Below are 10,202 nucleotides of genomic sequence, written 5' to 3' on the forward strand. Positions count from 1 at the left end.
TTTCTAATAGCTATTTACATCAATTCTCAAAAATATGAATCAAATTAAATCAAATAACTCTGCCCATGATTTAGGTTGGTGGATTAGCATTCTAACCGCACAACCTCTTTGTTTATATTACTTTGGGGCTTTTTCATTTCGCCAAGAAGCTGAATCAATCCAAGATAGATTTATCGAAGATCTGCGTCAAGAAAAAGCTCTAATCCTTTGCTCGAATATTCGATTTTTACAGCCTAGTCAAGTAACAGTGACAGGAACCGATCTGTTGACGCATATTACTGGATTTCAAAAAATCTCCTAAGTCAGAATTGCCGCAAGATAAGTAGGTGGTTAAAATTATTTACACACTACGACGGTTTAGAACTTATAAACCTTATAACCTTAGAAGGCTTTATGAGTAATTAATTTCGTCCAACTACTTAAAGAAAGGCGATCGCTAATTTAGCGATCGCTTTTCTTATCTACCTTTATTCTCTTCAAGGAAATCTAGACAGTCTTGAATAGTTTTACAAACGCTTCACAAAACGGATACAGGAAGAAATCGAAGAGGTACTGACTTACAATAGATAAGAGGTAGAGAGCGCTATACGCTTGGGGATATCCAGTCCCTTCAGATGGTAAAACCTTGGATCATCTCGAATTATTAGAATCCAAAATAAGTGAAAAAGAGTTTTTTTAACTCAGAGAGTAAAACTGTGATTGAAAGATCGACAAACGAAATCGTAACAGGATACAGCAATGAACATTTAGATTGCGCGATCGAAACATCTAGCCATTTACTACAAAAACATCGTCATCAAGCACCCTATCAGCAAGAGGAAATTAAAGAAGCTTTACACAGTAGTAAATTTTGCAACCAGCTATCGCAACAACAGCTTGAGGTAGTTGTTGCCTACATCCATGGGCTAGCGCCTAAACATCTCAATCATGCTGATAAAATTATATGGACATAAAAAAGTGCAGGGAAGTAAATTCGCTACGATGATTCTGATCTATAGGCTGAACCCAAGTAACATTCTGGCAAACAGTAGAGAGGCGATCGCTAATTAGCGATCGCCTCTCTCGTTTTATCCGCCCACCTCTACAACAAATAAAGTGCATTGCATCTCTAATGCACCCTCTACTTTTTGCCCAGTGTAATAGATGTAATTATTGCTAATCGGTAAATTGTTAGCCGTCAGAACCTGCGGACTAGTCCGCAATTCCAAGCCTGATGGCACACCCGATCCAATATCTATCAAGCCTGTAGTCGTGATCTTTTCATTGGGATTATCAGCAGTGTATCCAAACGTATAGCAGCCTGTCCCTAGGGCATTCAGCCAATAGCCCAAGTCAAATGTATCCAAAGGCTGAATATCAGTCTCAAAAGTTCGGGTGAAGTCATAGGCGGCTGATTCTATCTCGGATGGGGATAGCGCCGAAAAGAACAAAGTAAAAAATGCACTGGGGCTTATAAATTCATCTCCAGAGTCTTCCAACATGGAGCATGTAGCAGAAAATCCTGCTAATCCCTCTACACCATTAGCAGGTTTCCACCAAAGATCGCCGACGTAATTGGCTACTGCAATATACATTTGGTTTTGGCTTTGATCGAAATAAAATAGCCCTTCTTTCTGAGGTCTGCTCTCTGGTGGAAAAAAGCTAACTACCCCACCACCTCCTCCCGCCTCAAGCTCAACGATCGCACCTTGAGCCGTATCCGTAGCGCGATAAATCTTGTTTGTGTCAGAGGCAATAATTAGCTGGTCTGGAAATTCTGGTGAAACATTTGCGGGGTCACCAGAGAACGATCGCACCTTGGCATAGTGCAAATCGTTGGGATTGGTTAGAGTCGAGTGTCTGGTCATATTAGTCCTCAAAAATTACATGGTCATCTGTGGTTAATACCTGTCCATCTTGGACAAGGATTTTATTTAAGATGCTTGCTGCATCAATTTCGGGCATATCTGCACCGATCGCTACCCAATCGGATGGCGAATTAGTGGCGATCGCTAAAAACAAATTCTGATTTGTGTAGTTAAACCAGAATTTCTTGATGCTGGTTGGTGCATCCGTTGGATCGGCATTACTTAGAGTTAAGTCTGTGCCTATGGTGATGTATTGATTAACTGTAAAGTCTTTCAATACTGGGTTACTGATTGGCATAGTTTTTATTTAAGTGGTGGGGTTCCTTTGGGTGCTTCATTGGGCCATAAGTCGAGTCTGATCCGATCCTCTTCTAGCTTTGAGCCATCGGTAAAATTGCGCCCTTCTCCTGTAGTGGGTCGGCGTACAAGCAAAGTGGCATAGGCAGGGTAAACAGTACGAGCCTGTTTCTTCAGATTGATGTTTTTCTTCTCCACCTCCTCCGTAACATTGAGAGCCAAGATTTTCGCTGTTGATAATTCAGCAAGGCGGCGAACAGTCTTTTCCGCCTCACTCTTAGTTGCTCCATAAACCGCCATTTGTCGCCCATTGTCTAGATGGGCAGTAGCTCGGAATTTTCCCCATGTATAGGGCTTAGCAGCTAGCTTGATTTTGCTCCAAGTTAGCCCCAAGTCAGCGTCAGGTATGGTTACTTCATGCTGTTTTGCGGGTTTCCCGTCAGGCTGTCTCCAAGGCGGCTCTTTTTTGTCTTTAAAGACAATGGTTAGCTGTCTCCGTAGAGGTTTCGCTGATAAATAATCTTCGGCGGGCATCCCCACAATTTGCCCAACATCACGATTAGAAATTAAGCGGTAATTGTTTAAGGTTTCCAATACAGACTCTTGTAAATCTGTCTCACCAGCGCTCAAAATCAGAGTTTCATTACGTCGTTTATCGGGCGTAAGTCTTACGGTTCGTTTTTTGCCTGTGGTGGTTTCCTGCGCTCGTTTGGCTTGGGCGTATGCTGCATCAATTTCGTGAGCAACGATCATTCCTGCCTCTGCAAAAGAGTCCCAAGATTCTTCTAAGAAAGCCTCTGTAAATGCTCTCAATTTATTGTCTTTGATGGATTCGACAAATTCTTCCATCTTGGAATTGAATGAGATAACAGGCTGTCCCTCATTCCCCCAGTGGCTTTTGATAAATCCTGCGGTACTAGTTCCGTAGATGCTATTCAATACATTATTGGGGATTGATTTAAGTAGTTTTCTGTAGTTGATATAGCCAGAAATCAAAGCATTATTTGCTAAAGCCCCAACAGTTTGAGATATCGCGCCGCTAATGCCTCTCGTTACCTCTCCGATCGCTTCCTTGCCCACATTAGTCGCAACGGTTTTAGCTAAGGCAGCGCCGCCAATTACAGGACAAAGGAAGCTAATCCCATACCCAATCCCTACACCTGCTAACCACCCAAAAGAACTGCCTAATGCTGAACCCCAAGCTGAGGCAATGCGTACATTTTGGCTCTCCATCAAACCCTCTAGCTCTTTATCTGATGCATTCCAGTTAAAAGCCTTGATTTGTTCGGTGCGATCGCGTAACCAACTAAAAATCCCTGTGACTAGTCCACCTCCAGCCCACCCCAACATATTTAGGGTTCCAGATAAAAAGCCTGTCAGTCCCGAATTGTTGAAAAAATCACCAATTCTATCCAGTGCATTTTTTTCATCAGGTCTGGTTATGGCATGTTTGAGGTCTAGCGATCGCTTACCTTTATTGGGGTTAAGCTTTGTCCTAATTTGGCGGCTAGAAAGGGTTTGCTTGATGATTTTAAGTGCGCTCATTTTGCCCCCCGATTGTTGTCTGGTGGTGTTTCATCTTTGATTTCTGGCTTATCCACACTGTCTTTGTTAAAGCGCGAATTTGGATCATTTATCTCTTTGACAAACGCCTCAAACTTTGCCTCTTGAGCCTTTTCATCATTTGCCATTGAGTTTATTTCCCGTTGCAATTCCTTCTGTTGTCCTTTGCCTCGGAAGAATACAGCTTTGATGATTCCTGCGCTAAACATCAATTTTTGAAGGAATCCCACAACGGTTTCTTTATCCTCTAATTGCCATCCTTGAACATATCCCTTAACTGTTCTCAGCAATTTCTCTAAGACAATTGGCTCTTTGGATTTAGGGTCTAAATTTGCATTTGTAAAGTCAAAGTTATATTGCAATTCTCTGGGTTTGAAGTTTGCCTTATACCCCAAAAATAGAGCATTTGCCCTTGCATAGTCCTGAGTTACTACAGCCGCGTTCTTAGTGGCGATCGCTTCGGCGGCAAGTCTCAAAAGCATGTTTAGCTCTACTTCTTGATTCACAGAGCTTTTAATTACCAGTCCATAAATTTCGGCGATCGCTTCGGCAATGTTGGGTAATTGAATTATTTTGTTTTGATCGCCTTCTTTTAATGGGTCAATATCCTTCACCTCTACATCAATAGGGAATTGTCCAACTAGTCCATCAAACTGATAGGTTAGCCAGTGCAAAAACTCAGCATTTGATTCTAGTTTTTTTACCTTGTCTCCCGTGCCTTGCAAGAGGCTTTCAGGTACTTCAACGGGATAGCTACTCGTACCAATCCGTTTAGCTATCAGATTTACTATTGCTGTAATGCTATCGTCACCAATTCCCACAGCCGCATTAAAAGCTTTTTCGAGTTTCCCAGACCCTAAAATCTTTTTGATTTCCTTAATCTCTTTCAGAAGTCTATCTGTATTATCTTTTGAGTCCTTACAATCGTTACAGCACATATCTTTACCTCTTTTTTTGCGGGTTTCAGGAATTAGCGGCAATGGCGGCGGCGGCGTTGGGTATGCACCTGCATCAGGGCAAGGACTAAAATTTATCCCTGATACATATTCCAAATCCGCACGAATATAAAGGATTATTTCTCCATCAATATCTGTTGCTGGAAATGTTAGTGTTGCCTCTCGAAAAATATAATTTGAAGTGAATTCAACCCCAAATGCTGGTGAAAATTCTTCTATCGATGCAATGGTAAAAGGGCTTGAGGGGAATGTCCCTGACCACTGCCTTGTTATCCTAAGATTTCCTGTTTGCCCGTTTACTACCCTCGTAGTTTCCCCAGCAACTGCACTAACTTGCCGATTCCATCTGTTTGTATTTCTAATTATCCTATTCCTTTCAAAAGCGCACGAAATCGAAACCCACCGATTAGGGGATTGCTCGGCAAACTCAGGCATATCAGGCAAGGGAAAAGACGGAGGGGGATTATCCTCGGGGCCAGGTAACTCACAATTTGGATCGCGCTTGCATATGATAGTAGGCTGAAGTTTCAGCCACATAACAATCGGATAAACGTAAAGGCAAGTCTCACAGGCATTAGTTTTTATCTCAGGTGAAACCCCAAACGGTGATCCAAACGGATCGATCCATTCATTCTCACAGTAGGGAGACGCGGGGTATTTAGCGCAGTCCTTCGCGTCAACGGGTTCGTTAAAATTCGAGATTGACCATTCATCATTAATTGGCTCCAGCACTGGAGCTACTGGCAAATCTCCAATGGGGACTAGTGACTCAAAGGGATTAAACCCATCATCAGGCGCTCTTGTATCTTGAGGCATTTTGAAAGATTTGCCCCCAATCCTTGCGGCTCCTCTCATAGCAGTGTTAGGGGGGTAGGTTGAAGGAGCATATAAGTAGATTGCGGCTCATGAGTAATGAAGCGAATCGCGATTAATTCTGCTTCGACTTTTCCACATCTATAAGGCAATGCGATCGCCTCAACTTCCTTTTGGCGATTCCCACGATTTTCAGGCATAAACCAAGAATCTAAGTCAAACATTAGACAGCCTCTATACCAGTTAGGGTTAACGGATTTGCAGATATTGCAGAGATAGCCCCGCGATACAAATTTGAAAGGTTAATCTCATAGCTACCACCACCCCTCATAAGGGTGATTCCTTTGCCTAGTTCAGCCATACCGCCATAGTTGATATACGCCTCATCAGTCAGGCTTGTATTGACCAGCGTCACCTGTTGGCGATTGGGATTAGCTGGTAATATCAATCGCGAATCTTCATCTATTTCCCAACTGTGAGGCGTTGCAAAGACAATTTCTTTGCTGTCTGTTGGCAAAGTGGTTATCTCTTCTCGCACAGAACCGTATAAAGTAATCCGATCTTCTCCCTCTAACAAACCGTACCCAGCATTAGTAATTTGCGCCCCTATCAGGCAGTCATTTGAAGTGTCAAAGCTAATGTTATCGGTCAAATAAGGCAGTAAATTCACTGAGTAGTAAGGCAAGCGGTTGAGCAAACTCACATCAAAAATCGGTTGCCAAGGACAGGTTGCAGTTTTTAAGAAAAAAGTTATTTGTTTTCGGGGGGACTTCCATTCCATGTTTCGCATGGCAGTAAGTCTCTCAAGCCTTGATGCATCTGCTTCCAAGTTTGGTATGTCTGCTTCGCTAATGCTGCGTATATCTACCTTCATCCGTAGAGAGGTAATAAACCCGTAAAAGCGCAAAGTCTGCACGCGATCGTATGGAGAAATTGCCGAAGGCTGGTAAATGATTCGCTTAGAGGAATCACCTGCGCCAAAGGCAGAGAGGATTTGCTGTGTGCGGTTGTAAGTCTGTTGCAGTTCAGTCATTTTTGTTTAAGTAAATATTCTCTTTCTTCCATCAACAAGCTATAAATTGCGCTTTTACTCATCCCAAGCTCTCTTTGTAACCTTTCTAGAAGATCGCTTCTTGGGCTGTATTGGTACGATCTGCCAAAATTTGTAGTCTTTCGGGATATGGCTCGTTTGCTCCTAGTGCAAAGCTTGGGATATGCGCGTAATACCATGTTTACAATAATTTACAAAGAATTTGGATAGGGCTGAAATTAGCTACGTGCTTATAAAGAACCCAATGGGTTCTATCGAAACTCCTATGATTGATTCTAGCATTTTGCAGTGCTTTGCAGCACTGTATATAGTGTTGCAATTTCGCTCAAATGCGCTAGATTCAATATGCACTGACTACATATAGCGCAAACCTCATGACTGATTTAACTTTCGGCGAATTAAATGATGCCCTCGGTGAAGATGCTTTCTCTGTGTCTGGGTCTGAATTGACGATCGACTTAAACTTGTTGATGGGAGAATCTTCAATCGCTCTCACTGATCAAAAAGTGGCGGAATTTTTAACCAATCTTCTTGACGTTGCGGCGGCGGCTCAAGAAACCTTTAATGCGAACGTTGCAAATACTACAAAGCTAGCCAGTTACCCACAACCTATTTCGGGCGTTCCTTCTGTAGATACTGCTACAGGTGATTTCTACGTTTCTTCTACTTATTCATTCAACAGCCGCGCACCTCTGAATAAAGCTGCCACAACGGCTGTCACTGCCTAGAGCTTTCTCCTAGAGCCTTTTCTAGTCAGCCTTTCTAGCAAACCTTTATTTTTAGGCAATTAATATGACAACAAGTCGTTTAGTTTATGTGGGGCTTGAAGCCCCTTACGCGGATCATAAATATGGTTTTCGCACAACCCTCGAAGCCTCTAAGGGAACTGTTTTAGGACATCAAACTCTTGATGCTTCTACCCCTGTTACTGGTTTGATTTTTAAAGCAAATCATCCAAAGCCCAAAAGAGCCTCCAAAACTTTTGCCACTGGTACTAATTCCAGCTTTATCGCTCCTTCAGCGATCACGGCTGCGATTGCAGCAGGGTGGGATATCGTCAAAGCCAAATCGAATGGTAGAAAATCTAAATCTACTTTTCAAATCCCTGTCTACGTGACGATCAACGGGATTAAATATGCTTGGGGTATGAGAAAGGCTCAAAAAGCAAAGTTAGGGACTAATTTTGCTGCTTTGGGAATTATCGAAGCGACTGGGCAAGAACAAGACTTAGTATTTGGTGCGAGTTTTCCTAAGCCCCCTCATGTCCAATCCATTACTACTAGTGGAAAGGGTGCTTCAGCCACCTCAGTTTCTTCAACTACTTTCTTTGATCCTTCTAAGGATGGCTCTATCCCTGACACCTTCAGGCGATATTCGGGACTTGTTACACCTGCGGATTGGGCGACAGTTGTATGATCGAGCGCCGCCTTATTATGCTTCCTTGTGATGAGGGCTTTCACGACATTCTTAATGGCTCCTTGCCTGTAGATTTTGATGGCTCTCAGTGTGTGGTTCAGCGTGCAGGATCGGGGTTGCTCGAAACTGTTTCCTTTGAGGCGGCGATCGAGTATGCCCTTGGTGGTGAATACGATGAGATTGATGATGATGAAGGAGAAGAACAAAAATGAGTTGGATCAGCGTGACTAGCTTCAATATAGGAGTAGGTCGCGTTGATGCAATTCTTATTCCTATTCTTCTCTCATCTGCTCACATAGCTATTAAGGTCACCGATATTAAGCGGCGCAAATGGCGTAAAGCTGGCTACTTGTGGCAACAGTTCACGGGTGGGGTTAAAGGGGGTAGTCGCTTTGTAAGCTTTGATGAACAGCTAAATTTTGATATGCAGACTGATTTAGGTAGTTACTATTTGAGGTTTCAACCTATTGCATATCATCAAGGGCTATTTGTCGAAGTGTGGCAATGGGTTCCCCCTGCTACCTCCAAGAAATTAGATTTGCTAGAGTTTGACGTGACTTTAAATCCCTATGGCATATAGGCGATCGCCACAACATTTGTTTTTTTGGTTGGAAGCAATGCTAGACAAAATTTTTAAAGTTTTTAGAAAAATGCTCGCGAGTGCTGAGAACGATCGCATTGACAACAAATTCGATCGCCTTGATGTAAAGGTGGATCATCTTGACACTCGAATCGATAGCCTAGAACGCTCTCAAGCTGCACAAAATGAAAAGCTAAGTGCTATCCACTCAGTATCTTTAGCAAACAATGAGGCTTTAGAACAAAAGTTAAATCGCAACACTGTCACGACGGATTCTGTGCGCCAAATTGTTGATGCTCGTATGGAGTCTTTTCAAGCCTCAATTAAACGAGTTGAGGAATTGGTTACTCAGGCTTTGCGTGAAAAATTTCATTGATTGGTGGTTTTGGGCGATCGCTTCGGTTCATCAGTGCATCGTATGCTTTTTGATGATGGCGATCGCTTATCCAGTGGTGATACAAATCACTGTGAACTTTTGCACTATGTCCCATTTGTTGGGCGGCTAGGGAAATATCAAGCCCAAACTCTAGCGATCGCACTGCCCAACAATGGCGCAAATCATAAGGCTTGAATGGAATCCCGTAACGTTTGAAAGCCTTGCTAACTCTTTCTCCTAAATTAACGTTTGCTTTGCCTGTGACTGAGGGTAAGCAAACGTTTTTTATTTTGAAAGTTTCCACCCATTCGGGATAACAAGCCCATACGCGCCTTGCTCCTGTTTTGCCATCGGTTACAGTTGCGATCGGTATGTCTGCGAAATCAAGCAAAAATACCTCATGGGGACGCACCCCATAGGTTGCAATTACTCCATACACCCATTGCCAAGCAGGGTTGGGTATTTTGTAATATGCCTCTTGAATTGCTTCATCGGTTGGCAAGTCTCTAGGAGTTGCTTTGCGTGGTGAATAATTGCCACTGTAGAGCGAGAAATCTGCCTCTAATTTGGCAAATTTGGCTAAAGCATTGCAAACCATCGCGTAATTTTGGCGGCTACGAGTATCGGGCGTAGTTCCTAAAATTAGGTTTTTTAATACTTCGATTGCTAATGGTTCATCGACTGGGAGACGCTTCAACACTTCTAAATAATTCTTTCGCCATGTGGTTTCTGTTTTGGGATTGCGATCGCGCTTTGTAAAATAGTCTTTTTCAAATTTCTCCACCCATTCACCACAAGTTATTGCGGGGGCTTTGGCTTTCAAGTATGGCTGCCATGAAAATTCTTTGCAGTCTAGCAAGGCGGAAATTTTTCGGGCTTCAGCTTCGGCTAGTTTTATGCCTAGTGGGTTTGCATGAAGCCCCAAGGCAAATTTTTGCTGTCTAGGGTTTTCAAATTGTGAGTTTGGTTTGGGCGGAAATGTGCCGCGTAACCACAGTTTTTCGCCTTGCCTTTCTATTTTTACTCCGACTTTTGCAGCTTTTAATCTCCCATTGGCTTGAGCAATTTTCCCGTCAATTTCCATTGTCATAATTATGTTTAGACTAAAATCAGGACTAAAAAAAGGGTGTCGATTAGGTAGTATTGGGTAGTATTAGGTATGATTATTTTAATTTCATAACTCAAAAAGCCTTGCATTGCAAGGCTTTTTGAGTATTTTTAAACACGAAAAATAAGCCGATGATGAGATTTGAACTCACGACCTGCTGATTACGAATCAGACTACCTATTTTATAGATTGTAG

Annotated in this window: 14 protein-coding genes; 7 read left to right on the forward strand and 7 right to left on the reverse strand. The window is 42.6% G+C overall.

Going from position 1 to position 10,202, the window contains the following annotated elements; genetic code table 11:
* The first annotated feature begins 34 nt into the window (after positions 1–34).
* Both B9G53_RS01080 and B9G53_RS01085 read left to right on the forward strand, forming a co-directional pair.
* Positions 35–301 (forward strand): DUF1816 domain-containing protein, encoded by a 267-nt coding sequence (locus tag B9G53_RS01080; RefSeq protein WP_094528475.1) that lies wholly within the window; start codon positions 35–37, stop codon positions 299–301.
* A 394-nt stretch (positions 302–695) separates the two neighbouring features.
* Complete coding sequence (locus tag B9G53_RS01085; protein ID WP_141211667.1) at positions 696–953, forward strand: hypothetical protein; 258 nt, start codon at positions 696–698, stop codon at positions 951–953.
* A 114-nt stretch (positions 954–1,067) separates the two neighbouring features.
* Here B9G53_RS01085 and B9G53_RS01090 read toward each other — a convergent pair whose 3' ends face one another.
* Genes B9G53_RS01090 through B9G53_RS01115 form a run of 6 tightly spaced genes read right to left on the reverse strand, consistent with a single transcriptional unit; the run spans position 1,068 to position 6,509 of the window.
* Positions 1,068–1,847 (reverse strand): hypothetical protein, encoded by a 780-nt coding sequence (locus tag B9G53_RS01090; protein ID WP_094528477.1) that lies wholly within the window; start codon positions 1,845–1,847, stop codon positions 1,068–1,070.
* Between the two features lies 1 nt (position 1,848).
* Positions 1,849–2,145, reverse strand: coding sequence for a hypothetical protein (locus tag B9G53_RS01095; RefSeq protein WP_094528478.1), 297 nt, complete (start codon positions 2,143–2,145; stop codon positions 1,849–1,851).
* A 5-nt stretch (positions 2,146–2,150) separates the two neighbouring features.
* The gene (locus B9G53_RS01100; protein WP_094528479.1) at positions 2,151–3,689 is read right to left on the reverse strand and encodes a hypothetical protein; all 1,539 of its coding nucleotides are present in this window, start codon (positions 3,687–3,689) and stop codon (positions 2,151–2,153) included.
* Positions 3,686–5,479 carry a hypothetical protein gene (locus tag B9G53_RS01105; RefSeq protein WP_141211668.1) on the reverse strand — a complete coding sequence of 598 codons (1,794 nt, stop codon included), beginning with the start codon at positions 5,477–5,479 and terminating at the stop codon, positions 3,686–3,688. The genes B9G53_RS01100 and B9G53_RS01105 overlap by 4 nt, the downstream gene beginning before the upstream one ends.
* A 35-nt stretch (positions 5,480–5,514) precedes the next feature.
* Positions 5,515–5,700, reverse strand: coding sequence for a hypothetical protein (locus B9G53_RS01110; protein ID WP_094528481.1), 186 nt, complete (start codon positions 5,698–5,700; stop codon positions 5,515–5,517).
* Positions 5,700–6,509 (reverse strand): hypothetical protein, encoded by an 810-nt coding sequence (locus B9G53_RS01115; RefSeq protein ID WP_094528482.1) that lies wholly within the window; start codon positions 6,507–6,509, stop codon positions 5,700–5,702. Before B9G53_RS01115 ends, B9G53_RS01110 begins: the two co-directional genes overlap by 1 nt.
* A gap of 392 nt (positions 6,510–6,901) precedes the next feature.
* Here B9G53_RS01115 and B9G53_RS01120 point away from each other — a divergent pair, with 392 nt between their 5' ends.
* From B9G53_RS01120 to B9G53_RS01140, 5 genes are all read left to right on the forward strand, one after another.
* Positions 6,902–7,255 carry a hypothetical protein gene (locus B9G53_RS01120; RefSeq protein ID WP_094528483.1) on the forward strand — a complete coding sequence of 118 codons (354 nt, stop codon included), beginning with the start codon at positions 6,902–6,904 and terminating at the stop codon, positions 7,253–7,255.
* 64 nt (positions 7,256–7,319) lie between these two features.
* Positions 7,320–7,943 (forward strand): hypothetical protein, encoded by a 624-nt coding sequence (locus B9G53_RS01125; protein WP_094528484.1) that lies wholly within the window; start codon positions 7,320–7,322, stop codon positions 7,941–7,943.
* Positions 7,940–8,155 carry a hypothetical protein gene (locus tag B9G53_RS01130; protein WP_094528485.1) on the forward strand — a complete coding sequence of 72 codons (216 nt, stop codon included), beginning with the start codon at positions 7,940–7,942 and terminating at the stop codon, positions 8,153–8,155. Before B9G53_RS01125 ends, B9G53_RS01130 begins: the two co-directional genes overlap by 4 nt.
* Positions 8,152–8,523: a hypothetical protein gene (locus tag B9G53_RS01135; protein ID WP_094528486.1), complete on the forward strand. Its 372-nt coding sequence runs from the start codon at positions 8,152–8,154 to the stop codon at positions 8,521–8,523. Before B9G53_RS01130 ends, B9G53_RS01135 begins: the two co-directional genes overlap by 4 nt.
* 37 nt (positions 8,524–8,560) lie before the next feature.
* On the forward strand, positions 8,561–8,899 hold the full coding sequence (locus tag B9G53_RS01140) for a hypothetical protein (RefSeq protein ID WP_141211669.1): 339 nt from the start codon (positions 8,561–8,563) through the stop codon (positions 8,897–8,899).
* Here B9G53_RS01140 and B9G53_RS28290 read toward each other — a convergent pair.
* Positions 8,868–9,989 carry an integrase gene (locus B9G53_RS28290; RefSeq protein WP_254923503.1) on the reverse strand — a complete coding sequence of 374 codons (1,122 nt, stop codon included), beginning with the start codon at positions 9,987–9,989 and terminating at the stop codon, positions 8,868–8,870. The two genes, B9G53_RS01140 and B9G53_RS28290, sit on opposite strands and share 32 nt — an antisense overlap.
* Between the last annotated feature and the right edge of the window lie 213 nt (positions 9,990–10,202).

It is taken from the genome of Pseudanabaena sp. SR411 (assembly GCF_002251945.1).
Taxonomy (GTDB): domain Bacteria; phylum Cyanobacteriota; class Cyanobacteriia; order Pseudanabaenales; family Pseudanabaenaceae; genus Pseudanabaena.